Here is a 16,692-nt window from a genome sequence, read left to right on the forward strand (position 1 = left end):
CGGCCCGCCAGGCCCTCTGGCCGATGCGGCCAGTCCGGCTGGGCGGCGTTGCGTCGCGCCGGTGTCTTGCGACAGCTATAGTGGACTCCAGTCGCGCCGGCTTGTCCATAGAGCATTCGGTGGAGCCGTTGACGCCGTCCGGCATGGCAAAGCGCGCCGTTTCAGAGCGGTCAGGCAAAACTCCGGTTCGACCGGGCGTCGCCCCCGGGCCTGGATGCCCCCTGTCGCTGCAGCCGGGTTGCGGAAACGGCGATTGCCGGCCCGGCCCCCTTGGGGCGGTGGCGTCAGCGCGTCCCGGCGTTTCCAGGGAATGTGTTTCCAGGGAATGTTCAGGGGGCGGTTTTGCGGCGGCGGCGAAAATTCACCGCTTCTTTACGGCGACGTGGTTAAAAACTGCAGCGAGACAATGGGCGACATGTGATCCCGATGATGAACAAGATCCTGCTGGCTGAAGACGACAACGACATGCGTCGCTTCCTGGTCAAGGCGCTGGAAAACGCTGGCTACGAAGTTGCGTCATTCGACAACGGTCTTTCGGCTTACAACCGGCTGCGCGAGGAGCCGTTTGAACTTTTGCTGACGGATATCGTCATGCCGGAAATGGACGGCATCGAGCTGGCGCGCCGCGCCACCGAGCTCGATCCGGACCTGAAGGTGATGTTCATCACCGGCTTCGCCGCCGTGGCGCTGAACGCGGACTCACAGGCTCCGCGCGACGCCCGGGTGCTCTCCAAGCCGTTCCACCTGCGCGATCTGGTCGCCGAGGTGGAGAAAATGCTCGCGGCGTGAATTTTCCCCAGCCGCGAAATTTTCCCTGGTGACGTGAAGTTATCAACACAGGGGGTGTTGCCAGCGGTCCGGGGAGGGGCTATTAGCCCACTCACTTGCTGAGCGCCCGGCTCCGCAAGGCTCCAGCAGGCGGAATTGTCGCAAGGCAGCCCAATCGCTGGTGATAAAAATTCCTTTCCGGATGACTTGTCATGGTCTCGGTTTTGAGGCAGACAGCGACGGAAATGGGCGCGTAGCTCAGCGGGAGAGCACTACGTTGACATCGTAGGGGTCACAGGTTCAATCCCTGTCGCGCCCACCATTTCATTAAAGCGCTGTGAGGCCGCAACCGGCCTCCGGGGCTTTGAACCCAGACAGACGTGTTTCATGGTTCGCGGCGCAAGGCGCTTTCTGTGAGATGCGCCAACCGGCGAGGCGGTTGCGTCGCGCCATACAGGAACCGGAACATGAAGGTCCGCAATTCTCTGAAGGCCCTGCTCGGCCGCCATCGCGACAACCAGCTCGTTCGTCGCAAGGGCCGCGTCTTCATCATCAACAAGACCCAGAAGCGCTACAAGGCCCGCCAGGGCTGATTGGCCGCGGCCGGTCATTCCGGCGCGCCAGATACGCTTTCAGAACGCCCGCGCTTTGCGCGGGTGTTTTTTATTGTCTCCGCAGATCAGGTTTTCGCCTGACCATCGCAAGTCCCTGAATGTCGCACTTCCCCGGCTGGCGCAGCGCCGCCGTGTTGCTTGAATGCCTCCGGGGCGCTGGCGTATTATCGGCTGATGACCTTGCGATCCTACGTCCCTGCGTTTCCCGTCATGCTGGCCTGCGTCCTGCTGGCTGGCGTCGCCCCTGCCTCAGCAGCGCCTGCCCCGGCAACGGCTGGGGAAGGCGTGGGCGTGAAGGAGGAGAAGGCCGCGCCGCAACCTGGCGGCGATTCGGTCGACCGCCTGTTCGAGCGCCTCGGCAAGATCACTGACGAAGAAGAGGGCGAGGGCGTCGCGCGCCGGATTGAGGAGCAGTGGCTGCGTTCAGGCAGCCCGACGGCCGACCTGCTGATGCGGCGGGCGGTGGTGGCGACGCTGGGCGGCGATCAGGCGCTGGCGGTGGAGCTGCTGGACCGGGTGATCGTGCTGCGCCCGGGCTGGGCCGAGGCGTGGAACCGCCGCGCCGCGCTGTTCACCCTGCTGGGCGACGACCAGCGAGCCGCCGTCGATCTGCAGCGCGCCCTGACGCTGGAGCCGCGCCACTATCAGGCCCTGGCTGCGCTCGGCGTGATTTTCAGCCGTAACGAGGACAGCCGCAACGCCCTGAAGGCGTGGCGCCGGTCGCTGGCGTTGAACCCGTTCCAGCCGGAACTGAAGCAGCGCGTCGACCGGATGGCGCCGGACGTGGACGGGCGCGACCTGTAGCCCGTTCGCCACCGGGACGATCACCTGAACGGACTGGATTGTGAAGGCGCCCAGGCCGTGAGGCCCGGCCGCTTTCATGCGCGTTGCTTCATGCCAGATCGCCGGCATGCTGACGCCCCCCGCGATCTGCAAAGCTCACACCAGCGCGACGCATATCCTTGCAGGACAGTGCTCCGCCGCAAGGGGAGCGCAAAACGCCATCATCAGACCCACGGCGCCAAACCCACTGCCGCAATCCCCAATGGCGTCCGGTCATGGATTTTGGCGTCAGGCCGCGCCCTTGCCGGTGGAGCCGATGAAGGCCATGCGCAGCATGTTGGTGGCGCCAGGGGAGCCGAAGGGCACGCCGGCGACGATCAGGACACGGTCCGCCGGGGCGGCGAAGCCTTCCGAGCAGGCGAGGGCGCAGGCGCGCCCGGTCATGTCGTCCACGTCATGGGCGTCTTCCGTCACCACCGCATGTACGCCCCAGGCCACCGCCAGACGGCGGGCGGTGGTCTCGCGCGGCGTCAGGGCGATCATCGGCGTTTGCGGCCGCTCGCGGGCGATGCGCAGGCCGGTGGCGCCGGAGGCGGTCCACGCCACGATGGTGCGGATGTCGACCGTTTCGGAGATGGTGCGGGCGGCGGCGGCGATGGCGTCGGCGCCGGTGGATTCCGGCTGGGTGCGCTGCGCCGTGATGATGGTGCGGAAATTGGGGTCGCTCTCGACCTGCTCGCCGATGCGGTTCATGGTCGCCACCGCCTCGACCGGGAACTGGCCGGCGGCGCTCTCCGCCGACAGCATCACCGCGTCGGCGCCCTCAAACACGGCCGTGGCCACGTCCGACACCTCGGCGCGGGTCGGCACCGGCGAACTGATCATCGATTCCAGCATCTGCGTGGCGACGACCACCGGCTTGCCGAGGCGGCGGCCCATGCGGGTGATCTGCTTCTGGATGCCAGGCACCTGTTCCAGCGGCATTTCCACGCCGAGGTCGCCGCGCGCCACCATGACGCCGTCAGCCAGCTCGAAAATCTCGTCGAGGCGGGTCACAGCCTGCGGCTTCTCGATCTTGGCCATCACCAGGGCGCGGCCGCGGGCCGTCTTCTTGACGTCGGCGACGTCCTCGGGACGCTGCACGAACGACACGGCGATCCAGTCGACGCCGCACGCCAGCGCCGCGTCGAGATCGGAGCGGTCCTTGTCGGTGAGAGCCGAGACCGGAATGGTGGTGTCCGGCAGGCTGACGCCCTTGCGGTTGGATACGCTCCCAGGCACGACGACCGTGGTGGCGACAGCGGTTTTCTGCTTCGTGCGCTTCACGCCCGTGACCACGAGCTCGACCTTGCCGTCATCGACCAGAATACGGTGTCCGACATCGAGGGCGTCGAGAATTTCCGGGTGAGGCAGCTTCACCCGGTCCACGTTGCCGGGCGCATCGCTGTTGTCGAGGGTGAAGGTCGCGCCCCGGTCCAGATTGACCCTGTCGCCGGCGAAAACGCCGAGGCGCAGCTTGGGCCCCTGCAGATCGGCGAGGATGCCGATCGGCCGGCCGACGCGGGCCTCGACGGCGCGAATGTCGTCGACACGCTCACGCAGGGCGTCGCGGGAGGTGTGGCTCATGTTGATGCGGAACATGTCCGCGCCGGCGCGGAACAGCGCTTCAATTCTGCCTGCGGTGGAAGAGGCCGGGCCTAATGTGGCGACAACCTTGACCCGTCGCATACGTCTCATCTGGAATTCTCCGGCGTCCTTGGCGTGTCGGTCAGCTGGATGGTCCAGCTTTTCTGCTCTCCGGTGTCCACCTCGAAGAAGCCGCTGCGGTCGTAACCCCGCGCCAGGCAGTTCTCGACGCCGCGAATGGAAAATTCGCGGTCACGGGTGCACATGAAGGCCTTGCCGGACCACTCGCCGCCACGGTCATAATCGACCGCGTATATATAATAAAAACGGGCGGCGAGCGCTCCGCGCAGCAGGGTTTCACAACCTTTCGCCCCGAGGTTCCACCACCCTTCGGTGATCCATCCCTGGGCGTCGCGATAGCCCAGCGCCACGCCGATGCGGCTGCCCGTCATGTTGCACATGCGCAGGTCCGCCCGGGCGGCGCCGGAGGTCAGCGCCAGCGCTCCCCCCGTCATAGCCAGACACAGCGCCATGCGGGCGCCCGCGCGAATGGCTTTTGCCGGAAGACCTGGCGACGACATTGCAAACGGCTCCACGCTGAAACCTGACAGGAAAAAGGGACGGCGAAATGACAACCGGAGCGGAAGCTCCGCAGGCTGGGAGGCAAAGCGCAAACTGCGCCAGGGCGGCGGCGAATATGTGGCGCCTGGCGTGCTCCCGGAAAACGGGCGTGCGACGCCAGCGGGACGAATCGCCCTCTCGCATCATGCCTTTCGGGGCGCCGCGCGGCCAGACTGAAGTTGCGTCACGGCAACGCCACGCCCCAAAAGCCGGTGCGTCCGGGAGCCATTGGGGTTTGGAAACGGGAGGCGGAGAAGCGACTTCTCGCCTCCCCGGACGGCGCGACATTGCTCAAGGGACATGCGTGATGCTGATTTGGGCTTTGCAGATCGCGACTGCGCCGGCATTTCCGCGATGTGGTCGTGGTGGCGACAGCCTTCCCCCGGGACGGGTGGGCCGCGGCGATATCCATCTGGCGTCCGCCCGTTTCCGGGGGCGCCGCGATTAACGGATTCGATTTATTTGGCGCAGTATATAACCGCGTCATCACCTGGCCGGGCGCGGTCCCGGCCCGACGGCGTTCCTGGCGTCAGGCCTGCCAGCCCGCGCGCCTTCCGCGCCGTCATCCAGACAAGGAAACCGGATACCCATGAGCAATCCCGGCATGGCCGACGTCGCCGACTCTGGCGTCGCCGCAGACGAGCTGAAGCAGTTTATCGAGCGTCTCGAGCGTCTCGAAGAGGAGAAGGCAGGCATCGCCGGCGATATCAAGGAAGTGTTCGCCGAGCTGAAGGGGCGGGGCTTCGACTCCAAGGCCGTCCGCCAGATCCTGCGCATCCGCAAGAAAGACCAGGCGGAGCGCCAGGAAGAGGAAGCCATTCTGGAGCTTTACCTGCAGGCGCTCGGCATGGCGTGAGTCCGCAGCCTCCCGGAACGATCGTCCTGCGATGTTCCAGGAGCTGAAGGCTCTCCACCGACCGGGCAACGGCGCGTGCGCCAGCCAAGCACAAAAAAACCCTGGCCGGCCGGCCAGGGTTTTTTTTGTGCTGATGACATTTGCCGGAATTGGCGTCGCGCCGCCTGCCGTCAGTCGACTTTCCGCCGCGCCAGCAAGGCCCGGGCGAACGCGGCGCCGGTGTCATCCTTGTCCTCGCTGGAGAATGTGGCGTCAGAGTAGGCGTTGGCGATGCGATCCGGCAGGTTGCCGCCGGCCTTTTCCGGTTTGCGCGGGGAAGCGGCGGCGGCCGTTTCAGGCGGGCGCCGGTTCTCGCCAGCCGGCGCGCTGCGGGCAGCCGGCTGCTTCCTGTCGATCTTCCCCGAAGGACGCTCGGCTTTGGGGGCCACGGCGGCGCCGCGCAACTCCATGGGGCGCTGGGGCGGCAACGGCGACAGGGCCGAGGTCGTTTCAGGCGACGCGGCGTAGGCCAGCGCATCGCCAGCCACGGCCGGTTTGCGCCGCCCCGCGGTCATGGCGGCCACGGCGCGCGCTTCAGGCGAGGGGCCGGCAAGGTCGGCGGGGCGTGCTGGCGGCAGCGGCGCGGAGGCGACAGCCGCAGGCGCGGCGTCCTCCGTCGCGACGGCCGGCGCCTCGGGCGCGTCGTCCTGCGCGTTGCCTGGCCCGGCTCCCGGAGCCGACGCGCTTCCCAGCCCTCTGGGGCGGACGGGCGGCAACGGCGCCATGGCGGCGTCGATGGCGTTGGCGGCCACGGCGTCGGAGCTGAGCGCCGCGGTGGCCATGTTGAGTTCCGGATCATCCGGACGACGCGGCGGCAGCGGCACGATGCCCATCTGCGGGCTGGCTTCGGGCTGGCCGTCGTCATCAGGCCGCATGGCGGCCAGCGAGGCGGGGTCCTGCGGACGCGAGGCCGGCACGGGAGCCATTTCGGCGATGCGGCTCGGCTGTGGTTCCAGCGGCGGCAGGCGATCGGCGGACGGCGGCGGCGCGGCCGCCACGGCGACCGGCTGGGCCTGCTGCTGTTTGCCGCCGCCAAAGAAGCCGAGCAGACCGGCGTCGCCCGTTGTCTGGTTGCCTTCAGCCCAGGCCACCTGCTGGGCGGTGGCGGCGGCTTCCTTCGCGGTGCGCGGCTTGTAAGGCGGCGCGACGGCGATCGCCTTCTGCTCGGCGACGTCCTCGCCTTCGTCGGAGCCGCCGCCAAACAGCCTGGCCCAGAAGCCCTTCTTCGATGTGTTTTCCTGCGCGGCGTATGCGGTGGCCCCGGCTACGGAGCCGCCCCGGGCGAGAATCTCGGCCTTCGCCTGCTCATAGCGCGCCATCGGCCGGCCATTCGCCGGAATGTGAACCGTCTTGCCGTCAGGAAAGATGCTGGCCAGTTGCTCGTAGGACAGACGCGGCCAGGCTCGCACCGAGCCCACGTCAAGGTGAACGAACGGGTTGTACGAAGAGGGGTAGTAGCCAACGCCGCCGCGCTGCAGGCGCACGGCCGCTGCCCGGATGCGGGCGGCCGGCACGTCAGGAAGGTAGAAATCCATCGCCTTGCCGAGCATGTGCTGGCTGTGCTCGGCGACCCGGCCGGAGCGCCGCCGCAGCATGGCGTTGGTGGCGGGCGCGCGATAGGCGGAGAGCACGTGGATCGTCTCGCGCGAACCAAGCTCGCGATGCACTTCCCACACCAGATCGAACAGGCGCGGGTCCATGTTGGTGGGCTCCTCGCGTCGCCAGTCGCGCAGGAACCAGTTGAGCTGTTTCAGCGCCGCGCGGTCATAGGAGCCAAAGCGCTTGAAGGTGACGGAGATCGTCTCCTTGGTGTGGGCGTAATACAGGGTGAGCGTGCGGGTGTCGCCGTTGGCGATGGCGTTCTGCGTTTCCGAAGCGCCACTAAGCGTGGCGCCTGCCAGTGCGAGGGCGCCGAGACCCAGCCGGACCCCGCCCTTGTCCACGAGGCCGCTTATCCGTCGCCAGACGCCGCCAGCGATGGACAGGCAGGCCGCGCGTGGGGCCACGGGACGGAAAGGAAAATGGAGTCGTGGCAACGACAAGCTGGTTCACCCCTGATGGATGGCCGGTGGGCGCGTCGCGCTCCACGCGCCGGCCATAACCGCCCATATAACCAGCCCTCTGGGCCGGCTGGCTGTTCTTGCGTCGGGCAGGGAAGCCGCCAGCATAATTGCGGATCCCTGCGCCAGACTTTTCGACCAGAAGCCTTAATGCGAGGTTAGCCTGCTTCGCCGTTTCCCGCCATAAACCTGGGCGCCTGCGATGCATTTTTTGGCAATCAATTGATGGAGCGGCGTTTTTCCATGTGACGCCTGTGTGTCATTTCTGAACGGGCGTCTGGCGCCCGTCTGCTGCATGGCTCTGGCCGCGCAGCAGATCCGGTCAGCGGCGCGTCTGGCTGAGGGCCGCCTGCATGCGGCGATCCAGCCCATAAATATCCTCGCGGGCGTGCAGCTTGCCGGCCTCATCCACCGAAGCGGTAAAATAGGCGAGATGGATCGGCAGCGGCTCCTGCAGGCGCACCGTTCGCTCGCCGCGACCGATCAGTTTCCTGATTCGCGCCTGCGACCATTGCGGCCCCAGCACCAGCTCCGCGAAGCGCAGCGGATCGTCGACCCGCACGCAACCATGGCTGAACGCGCGCCGGTCCCGGCCGAACAGGGCGCGTGACGGCGTGTCGTGCAGATAGACGGCGTGATCGTTGGGGAACATGAACTTGATGTGCCCGAGGGCGTTGCGCTCGCCCGGTGGCTGGCGCACGTGGATGCTGTTGCCCCGGCGCACCACCTCATAGCCGCGCCGGGCCGCATAGTTCGGGTCGCGGGCCAGCCCGGGCAGGAATTCCTTCTTCAGGATCGAGGGCGGAACGTTCCAGTACGGATTGACCACGGCGTATTGCATCGTGTCCGAGAACACCGGCGTCGGCGTTTCCGCCTTGCCGACCACCACGCGCGCCTCATGCGACAGGCGGTGGTCGCGCACGACGCGCATCCGGTACTCCGGAATGTTCACAAAAATGTAGCTGGGTCCCAGATTCCGCGGCAGCCAGCGCCAGCGCTCCATGTTGACGACAAGGGCTGTCTCGTCCTGGGCCGCGGGCACCCGGTCGCCGGCCATGGCCACCACGGTCTGCCGGGTCAGGACGCCGGTGGGCTTCAGGCCGCGCTGGCGCTGGAATTCCGCCACCGCCGCCGCCAGCGCTCCGTCATAGAGCACGTCCTCCGACGGCGTCAGGCCAAGGCGGCTGCGCACCAGCGAAACGCGCGGATCGCTCATGCCGATGCGCAGGGCCGGGCCTTCAGGCACCCGCGCCATGGGCGGCTCCGGCGGACGGGACGCGCGCAATTCGATCAGCTTGCCGCGCAGGGCGAGATAGCCGGGATGCTTCGGATTGTAGTCGCCGAGCAACGCGGAGACGTCGCCGTTCCCGGCCGAAGCCTCTGCCAGACGGGTCAGCACGGCGGCCGCGCCAGGCAAATCCAGCTTCGGGGTGATCAGCCGGGACAGACGCGGCAGGTCGATGCGGCCGCCCGAGGCGTCGCGGGCGTATTTCACCGCATTGACCGACTGGCGGATTTCGGCGGCGGCGAGCACGTCCGGCGTGGCCGCGACGGCCGGCAGATCCGCCGCCGGATAGTCCGCCGGCTCCATGCCTTCTTCCCAGGCGTGCTCCAGCTTGCCCTGCACGGCGCGGGCGGCGGCCTTCCACTGGCCGTGCTCGATCCACAGCGGCGCGGTGCGCTCCGCATAGAATTTGCGCAGCTCCGCCTGTTGGGCGGCGTCGAGGCGGCTGCCGGCGAAGGCGGCCGGCGTTTCGAGCAGGGCGCGGGCCTGCAGGAGGATGGAATCGGCCTGGATCGCGCTGGCGTCGACTTCGGGCGGCGACGGCAGCTCGGGGAAGGCTTGCGTCGCCCCGTCGCTGGAGGGCGACGCCTTGGGGAGCGACGCGGTTTGCCCGTCGGCGGCCGGACTGTTGACGCCGGTCGCGCCGGGAGTTGCTCCCCCGGCAGGCGCCGCGACAGCAGGGCGCATGGCGTCTCCGGCGCGGGGCGTTTCGCCCGGAAGGGGAGACGTGGAAGCCGCCTCGTTGTGCGCGGCGCTGGCGGATGGCGCGCGGCTGATCGAAGCCGTGACGTCAGCGCTGGCGCCCGCTGGCGGCGCGCCCGCGTGGGGTTGGTCTTGCGTCTGCGCGTGGGGAGCGGGGGCGAGGGTGGAGGGCGGCGGAGCAAGGAGTGTCTGGGCCGGGGCGGGCGGCGCCGGCAGGGGCTCGTGATAAAGCGTGATAATCTGCTGCGACCGGTCCGTCCGCCGGGTTTGCTGCATGTCCTCATCGTCGGAGCCGTCCGGCGTCTCCGGGCGGGGCTGTTCCTGATCGTACCCCCGGTCCCCATCATCATCGTCGCGACGCGCGTCGGGATGCTCCGGCGCCGCCCGGTACTGCTGGTCAGCCTGTCCGCGCCCGTCATATCGGGGCGCGCTGTCCTCAGGGGCGTCGTGGTCCTGCCGGAGTTCCTCCCGCGGCGTCTGGCCCCGGGGCTCCTGCTCAGCCGGCTCCTGTTCCTGCTCCTGGTCCCGTTCCTGGGAGGGCTGCTCCTGAGGCTCCTGCTCCTGCGGCTCCTGTTCCTGCGGCTCCTGTTCCCCGGGGGGCTGTCCGCCCCAATCCCTGGCGTCATCGTCATCGCTGGACTGCGCATCCTGCGAATCCAGCGACCACGCCTGGGCGGCGTCCCGGGGCAGGGGGCGGGAATAGGGTTGCGCCCCGGCGACGCCGCTCACGGCCAGCGCCGTGGCGAGGGCAAAAACGCTCAGTATCGACCTGTCAGCACGCAGCGTCATGCCAGCATGGCTCCCCAAACCTTGGTGTCTGCGCGCCGCTCACGTCCGGCGCCGTCCCGATGATGTTTCGCACCAAAACCCGATGAGTCTGATTTCATCGGGCCTCGATGAAGCCCGAGCGGCGCAAGGCGCGTCCTGCCAGGACATGCGTCACGCTGGCTTGAGCCTGGCAGGTCACGGATGCGTCAGCATCCTCGCGACCTGATTCAGTCTGGCGAATTGACGCTGATTCGCCTGGGATTAAGTAAATCAGGATTGCGTCAGAGAGCCTCAGCGCCCCTGCCGGATGCGCTCAGGACCGCTGGGCCGCCGCGCCCTCCGGCCAGCTTCGGGCCGCGTCGCAATCCGCCAGCGCGTCCCGCTCCGGCATCATGTCCAGATCTTTCAGCTTCCGGTAGAGCGTGGACCGGCCAATCCCCAGGCGACGCGACACCTCTGACATCTGGCCGCGATAGTGGCGCACCGCGAAGCGGATGACGCCGGCCTCGATTTCCGCCAGCGGCCGGAGGTCGCCCTGGCCGTCAAAAATATCCAGAATGTCGTGAATCTGGCCGCCAGAGCCGGACAGGCCCGCCGGCTGGGCAGCGCCGCCGCCCGTGATGTCTTCCGTCAGCCAGAATCCGGCGTCGCTGGCCAGTTCACCGGCGGCGCGGAGCGGCGCGACGTGGTCCGCAGTGATAATTGGGCCAGTCGCCGCATGGGCGGCGCGCAGGACGCGCGCCCGCAACTGGCTGGCGTTGCCTGGCCAGTCTTCCGATCGCAGTTGCTGCAACGCGGCGTCGCTGAATGCGTCCGGCAATTCGCGCTGCAGCGGCGCGGCGCGTCCGGCGCGCAGGCGCTCCAACATGGCTTGGGCCATGGCTGAAATATCCTCCGGCCGCAGGGCCAGCGGCGTCAGGGTGAGCGGCGCGACCGAGAGCAGATAATACAGGTCCTCGCGGAACCGGCCTTCGCGCACCAGGTCGATCAGCGGCTGGCGCGATCCGGCGAAGATGCGCAGCGGCGCCACGGCGGCGACGCGGCCGTGGCGGGCGCCGCGACGGCGCAACAGCTCCGCCAGCTCCGCCTGGGCGGCGGTCGGCCAGCGGTCGACGTTGCGCAGATACAGCGACCCGCCAGCCTCGTCGTTGATCAGGCCGCGCTCCACGTCGACGCCCATGGCGATGGTCGCGGCGTCGAGGCCCGCGCGCAGCATGGGCGCGTCGAGCTGGCGCAGCGGGCGCTGTCGTCGCATGCCGGCGGCGTGCAACGCCCGGATCAGGGTGAACTTTCCGGAGCCCCGCGCGCCTTCCACCAGCACCGGCAAGCCGGTGCGCAGGGCGCGTCGGCCCTGGGCGACGGCGCGGGCCATGGTTTCGCCAGCCGCCGCGAGGTCGTCCAGCGACAGTTCGGCGCGGCGTTCGCCACGCCGCCCGCCGGGCGCATCGCCAGGGGGGTGCTGCAACCGTTCCTGCAGGCTGCGCATCTGCCGCTCGGGCGTGACGCCAGCCAGAAATTCAACGCCGGCGTCCTGTAAAACCGCCGCATCAAGAGGCGCCTGCGGCGGCGGCGCCAACAGCGGCGCGCTGACGCCGCGCGTCCGCAAGATTTCGAGCAGATCGAGCACGGACGCGGCTTCACCCGCATCGGCGGCGACCACCGCCCTGACGCCGTCCGTCTGTCCGGCGACAGCATTGTGCGCAGCAAGAATGTTCTGCACGGCGGCAAGCCCGGGGGCGACCCGAAGGACCACGCGTTCCTGGGCCGCGAATGCGGCGAGCGCGGCGCGCAACTGCCGGTCCGGCTGACCGTCGCAGACCACCAGCACCACGTCGTCAGTCAGCGCGTCCGCCGGAGGCCGGTCATGCGCCGGACTGGCCGACTCACCGGAAAACCGTGCGCCGCTGACGCGAGGCGCGCTGTTGCTGGGCTGTGTCGCCATGACCGGGATCGCCATTCGCGGCTGTCGCTTTCATGCTCCGGGCAAAATTCCGGTCAGGCTGGCCGGTTATCCGCCCTGTCCTTCTGCCCGCGTCATTCGCCATGCCGGGAAGGCTGGCGCAGGTCTGCCGACGGGCTCTCAGGTGTGTCGTTACGGGGCATGCTGGCGCACAACGGTAAAGTCCGTGTTAACGCTGTCGGCAGATTTCCCGGATTGCCGGTGGAATATGCCGCGCTGCGATTCATGGCCGGCCCGGCTGTGGCGCCTCGATGGCTCTGGCCGGCGCCGGGGTCGGGCGCGCGAAGGCGCCCGAAGATGACCGCTCCAGCGGTGATGTCCCCCAAAGATGGTCGCCAAAGATCCGCCGCCGTGCGCCAGCGCATTGCCACGCGGCGTTGGCGTCGCCACTTTAGGGGCGCGGCCGCCGGTTCGCTGGCCGCGCGCTTTGCAAAGAGATCTGGAGAGTTTTGATGTCGCGCGCTGTTTCAGTGACGAGCAGGTTGTCCGCCCCCCGCAGCCCGGAAAAGGCCGGGGCCGGCGTGGCGTCCGAATTGGGCGACCTGCCGCGCTGGGACCTGTCGGCGCTCTATCCCGGCATGGATTCGGACGCTTACAGGGCCGATTTTGACAGCATCGAAGGACGTTGCGCCGACTTCGCCGACGCCTGGCGCGGGCGCATCGCAACGCTGGCCGGCGACGCCAGCGGCCCCGGCGAACTGGACAGGGCGATCCGCGCCTTCGAAACGATTTCCGAAACGCTTGGCCGCATCATGTCCTATGCCGGGCTGATCTATTTCGGCGACACCTCCGCGCCGGCCCACGCCAAGTTCTATGGCGACGCCCAGGAGCGCGCCACCGCCGCCAGCGCCCATCTGCTGTTCTTCCAGCTGGAGCTGAACCGTCTCGACGACGCAGCCTGGGGGCGTCTGCGCAACAGCCCGGAACTGGCGCACTGGCGCCCGTGGCTGGACGACATGCGCAAGGAGAAGCCCTACGAACTGTCCGACGACCTCGAGCGGCTGTTCCACGAAAAATCGGTGACTGGCGTCAGCGCCTGGAACCGCCTGTTCGACGAGACCATCGCGGCGCTGCGCTTCGAGATCGACGGCGCCAGCCTGTCGATCGAGCCGACCCTGAACCTGCTTCAGGACGCCGCCCCTGAAAAGCGCAAGGCCGCCGCAGCGGCGCTGGGCAAGGTGTTCTCCGACAATATCCGCACCTTCACGCTGATCACCAACACCCTGGCCAAGGACAAGGACATCTCTGACCGCTGGCGCGGCTTCAGCGACGTCGCCGACGCCCGCCACCTGGCCAACCGGGTGGAGCGTGAGGTGGTCGACGCCATGGTCGCCGCCGTGCGCGACGCTTATCCGCGCCTGTCGCACCGTTATTATCGCCTGAAGGCGCGCTGGTTCGGCAAGGAGCAGCTTGACTATTGGGATCGCAACGCGCCGCTGCCGAAAGCGGCGCAGCGGACCATCGGCTGGGATGAGGCGCGCGATACGGTGCTGTCGGCCTATGGCGAATTCACCCCTGAGATGGAGCGCATCGCCCGCCGCTTCTTCGATGAAAACTGGATTGACGCGCCGGTGCGGCCTGGCAAGGCGCCCGGCGCCTTCGCCCACCCGACGGTGCCTTCGGCCCATCCCTATGTGATGCTGAATTATCTCGGCAAGCCGCGCGACGTGATGACCCTGGCCCACGAGCTGGGCCATGGCGTGCACCAGGTGCTGGCCGCCCGCCAGGGCGCGCTGATGGCCCCGACGCCGCTGACCCTGGCGGAAACCGCCTCGGTGTTCGGCGAGATGCTGACCTTCCGCCGCATGCTCGACGCCGCGCCGCCGCAGGAGCGCAAGGTCATGCTCGCCGCCAAGGTCGAGGACATGATCAATACGGTGGTCCGCCAGATCGCCTTCTACAGCTTCGAGCGCAAGGTGCATGAGGCGCGCCGCCAGGGCGAGCTGACCAGCGAGCAGCTCGCGGCCTTCTGGCTGGAGGTGCAAGAGGAGAGCCTCGGCCCGGCGATCCGGCTTGGCGACGACTACGGCGTCTGGTGGGCCTACATCCCGCACTTCATCCATTCGCCGTTCTACGTTTACGCCTATGCGTTCGGCGATTGCCTGGTGAATTCGCTCTATGGCGTCTACCAGAACGCCCGCGAAGGCTTCGCCGAACGTTATCTGGAGATGCTGGCGGCCGGCGGCACCAGGCACCATTCGGAACTGCTGGCCCCCTTCGGCCTCAACGCCGCCGATCCGGCGTTCTGGCAGATTGGCCTTGGCATGATCGAGGGCTTCATCGCCGAACTGGAAAGCCTGCCGGACTGACGCCCGGCTCCAATGGCCCCGCCTCACCGGGCGAGGCGGGCGCGTCGGGCGTCGCTATGGGGCGCGGATGGGTTCGCATCCGCGCGGGCATGAATGAGGCCCGCCGCCGTCAGCCAGAAAAGCAACAATGGGAGGAAACACATGTCGGATACCGCATTCACGGCGATTCTGCCGGAGGGCTGGCCGCGCCCGCGCGGTTACGCCCAGGGCGTGGTGACCACGGGTGGACGCGTGCTGCGCGTCGCCGGCCAGACTGGCGTGGCGCCAGGCGAGCGTCATGTCGCGGCGGACGCCGGTTTTGGCGCGCAATTCACCCAGGCCCTGGCCAATGTCGTGGCGGTGGTCGAGGCGGCCGGCGGCAGGGCGGAGCATATCGTCTCGCTGCGCGCGTATCTGACGCAGATTGGCGACTTCAACGCCCATGGCGCGGCGGTTGGCGCGGCATGGGGCGCGTCGCTGGGCCGGCATTTCCCGGCCATGACCATTGTCGGGGTGACGGCGCTGCTCGATCCGGCCGCGTGCGTGGAGATCGAGGCGGAAGCCGTGCTGCCCTGAGGCTGGATGGCGGAAAGGGTTCAAAGTGAGCGGCGAGCAGGACAGGGAGGGCAACCGCTTTGGCGCCCGCATGGCGCGCTATGCCCGTGTGGGCGCCGGGCTTGGCGGCGCGGCGGCGCGCGTCGCCGGGGCGCGGCTGCGCGGCGGTGATCCGGCCGCTGAGGCCGTGGCGCTGGCCGAGGCGCTGGGGGGCCTGAAGGGGCCGCTGATGAAGGTGGCGCAACTGGTCGCCGCCATTCCCGATCTGGTTCCGCCGGAATATGCGGCGGAGTTCCAGAAATTGCAGTCGCAGGCCCCGCCCATGGGGCCGGCCTTCGTGCGGCGGCGGATGATGGCCGAGCTGGGCGCCGACTGGCGCGGGCGCTTCGCCGATTTCGACCTGAGCCCGGCGGCGGCCGCCTCCCTCGGCCAGGTGCACCGGGCCCGCAGCCTCGACGGCGAGGCTCTGGCTTGCAAACTGCAATATCCCGACATGCAATCGGCCGTCGCCGCCGATCTGAAGCAGCTCGACGTGGCGCTGGCGCTGCACCGGCGCATGGGCGCGGCGATCGACACCCGCGACATCGCCGTGGAGCTGGCCGAACGTTTGCGGGAAGAGCTGGATTATCTCCGGGAGGCGAAGCATGTGGCGCTCTACAATCACATGCTCGCTGACGTGGCCGGCGTGCGCACGCCGCGCGTCCGGCCGGAGCTGTCGACCGGCCGGTTGCTGACCCTGACCTGGCTCGACGGTGGGCCGATGCTGGAGCGGCGCGATGAGCCACAGGCGATTCGCAACAGGCTGGCCGAGGCCATGTTCGCCGCCTGGTGGCGGCCCTTCGGCCGGTTCGGCGTCATCCATGGCGACCCGCATCCGGGCAATTACACCGTGTTCACCGGCGCGTCCGGCGAGCCGGAGGGCGTCAATCTGCTCGATTATGGCTGCGTCCGGGTGTTTTCGCCGCGTTTCGTCAGCGGCGTCGTCGCCCTGTACGAAGGCCTGCTGCATGACCGGCCGGATCAGGTCGCCCATGCCTATGAGACGTGGGGCTTCGCCAATCTCAACGCTGAGGTGATCGCGGTGCTCAATGTCTGGGCGCGGTTCATCTATGGTCCGCTGCTCGACGACCGGGAGCGCACCATCGCCGATGGCGTCGCGCCCGGCGCCTATGGGCGACGCGAGGCGTTTCAGGTGCACCAGGCGTTGCGGCGACTCGGGCCGCTCAGGATTCCACGCGAATTCGTCTTCATGGACCGGGCGGCGGTCGGGCTCGGCGCGGTGTTTCTGCATCTCGACGCCCGGCTGAATTTCCACCAGATGTTCGCGGAGACCATCGCCGGCTTCACCGCCGGGGGGCTGGCTGAACGGCAGGGAGCCGCGTTGGCGCAGGCGGGACTCGTCTGATCGCATCCCCGGCGGCGGCGGGCATTTGCAAGCAGCCTGCGCTTCGGCTAGATCAACGTTGGGTTTTTTCGTCCGCCGCCGCGCGGACGGCCGCACGACAACGAAACGCTCTCAATCGGGGAAAACCAGGAACATGGCGAACCATTCGAACGCCGTCACGACGGGCGGACATCCGGACATGGACTATCCGGCGCATGAGAATACCTACGCGGGCTTCCTCAGGGGGTCGAAGTGGGGCCTCGGCGTCATCATTCTCATTCTGGTGCTGATGGCCTGGTTCCTGCTCTGAAAGCGCGGGGGCTCGTCGCTATCGCAGCGGCGTGAACCTTTCTGATAAAAATGCCCGGCTCCTCTCGGAGCCG

General features: G+C 68.3%; 13 protein-coding genes and 1 tRNA gene. 9 read left to right on the forward strand and 5 right to left on the reverse strand.

Features of this window, described 5'->3' with window-relative positions; all coding sequences use genetic code 11:
* Positions 1-426 precede the first annotated feature (426 nt).
* The 4 genes from cpdR (at position 427) to IE243_RS09490 (ending at position 2,186) form a co-directional block, all read left to right on the forward strand.
* Complete coding sequence (gene cpdR / locus IE243_RS09475; protein ID WP_132007805.1) at positions 427-789, forward strand: cell cycle two-component system response regulator CpdR; 363 nt, start codon at positions 427-429, stop codon at positions 787-789.
* Between the two features lie 226 nt (positions 790-1,015).
* A tRNA-Val gene (locus tag IE243_RS09480) sits at positions 1,016-1,090 on the forward strand.
* Positions 1,091-1,235: 145 nt separating this feature from the next.
* Positions 1,236-1,361: a type B 50S ribosomal protein L36 gene (ykgO, locus tag IE243_RS09485; RefSeq protein ID WP_132007802.1), complete on the forward strand. Its 126-nt coding sequence runs from the start codon at positions 1,236-1,238 to the stop codon at positions 1,359-1,361.
* A gap of 195 nt (positions 1,362-1,556) precedes the next feature.
* Positions 1,557-2,186, forward strand: a complete 630-nt coding sequence (locus IE243_RS09490; RefSeq protein WP_244643020.1) for a tetratricopeptide repeat protein — start codon at positions 1,557-1,559, stop codon at positions 2,184-2,186.
* Between the two features lie 267 nt (positions 2,187-2,453).
* Here the strand turns inward: IE243_RS09490 and pyk are convergent, their stop codons facing one another.
* Together pyk and IE243_RS09500 are read right to left on the reverse strand one after the other, a co-directional pair.
* Positions 2,454-3,902, reverse strand: a complete 1,449-nt coding sequence (pyk, locus tag IE243_RS09495) for a pyruvate kinase (RefSeq protein WP_191319111.1) — start codon at positions 3,900-3,902, stop codon at positions 2,454-2,456.
* Positions 3,899-4,324: a DUF1036 domain-containing protein gene (locus IE243_RS09500; protein ID WP_191319205.1), complete on the reverse strand. Its 426-nt coding sequence runs from the start codon at positions 4,322-4,324 to the stop codon at positions 3,899-3,901. Before IE243_RS09500 ends, pyk begins: the two co-directional genes overlap by 4 nt.
* Positions 4,325-5,001: 677 nt before the next feature.
* On the opposite strand from IE243_RS09500, the gene IE243_RS09505 reads away from it, so the two are divergent.
* Positions 5,002-5,268: a DUF2312 domain-containing protein gene (locus IE243_RS09505; RefSeq protein WP_244643022.1), complete on the forward strand. Its 267-nt coding sequence runs from the start codon at positions 5,002-5,004 to the stop codon at positions 5,266-5,268.
* Positions 5,269-5,438: 170 nt separating this feature from the next.
* Here the strand turns inward: IE243_RS09505 and IE243_RS09510 are convergent, their stop codons facing one another.
* The 3 genes from IE243_RS09510 to IE243_RS09520 form a co-directional block, all read right to left on the reverse strand.
* Entirely contained in the window at positions 5,439-7,250 is a 1,812-nt protein-coding gene (locus IE243_RS09510; protein ID WP_191319112.1) for a peptidoglycan L,D-endopeptidase MepK, read from the reverse strand.
* A gap of 439 nt (positions 7,251-7,689) precedes the next feature.
* Positions 7,690-10,143, reverse strand: coding sequence for a L,D-transpeptidase family protein (locus IE243_RS09515; protein ID WP_244643023.1), 2,454 nt, complete (start codon positions 10,141-10,143; stop codon positions 7,690-7,692).
* 292 nt (positions 10,144-10,435) lie between these two features.
* Positions 10,436-12,064, reverse strand: coding sequence for a sigma 54-interacting transcriptional regulator (locus IE243_RS09520; RefSeq protein WP_191319113.1), 1,629 nt, complete (start codon positions 12,062-12,064; stop codon positions 10,436-10,438).
* Between the two features lie 470 nt (positions 12,065-12,534).
* Between IE243_RS09520 and IE243_RS09525 the strand changes: the two genes are divergently transcribed.
* The 4 genes from IE243_RS09525 (at position 12,535) to IE243_RS09540 (ending at position 16,619) form a co-directional block, all read left to right on the forward strand.
* Entirely contained in the window at positions 12,535-14,391 is a 1,857-nt protein-coding gene (locus tag IE243_RS09525) for a M3 family oligoendopeptidase (RefSeq protein ID WP_191319114.1), read from the forward strand.
* Between the two features lie 141 nt (positions 14,392-14,532).
* Positions 14,533-14,946, forward strand: coding sequence for a RidA family protein (locus IE243_RS09530; RefSeq protein WP_191319115.1), 414 nt, complete (start codon positions 14,533-14,535; stop codon positions 14,944-14,946).
* Between the two features lie 70 nt (positions 14,947-15,016).
* Positions 15,017-16,330: an ABC1 kinase family protein gene (locus IE243_RS09535; protein ID WP_191319208.1), complete on the forward strand. Its 1,314-nt coding sequence runs from the start codon at positions 15,017-15,019 to the stop codon at positions 16,328-16,330.
* A gap of 133 nt (positions 16,331-16,463) precedes the next feature.
* Entirely contained in the window at positions 16,464-16,619 is a 156-nt protein-coding gene (locus IE243_RS09540; protein ID WP_191319116.1) for an aa3-type cytochrome c oxidase subunit IV, read from the forward strand.
* The last annotated feature ends 73 nt before the right edge of the window (positions 16,620-16,692 follow it).

This window comes from Camelimonas fluminis (genome assembly GCF_014656355.1).
Classification (GTDB): domain Bacteria; phylum Pseudomonadota; class Alphaproteobacteria; order Rhizobiales; family Beijerinckiaceae; genus Camelimonas; species Camelimonas fluminis.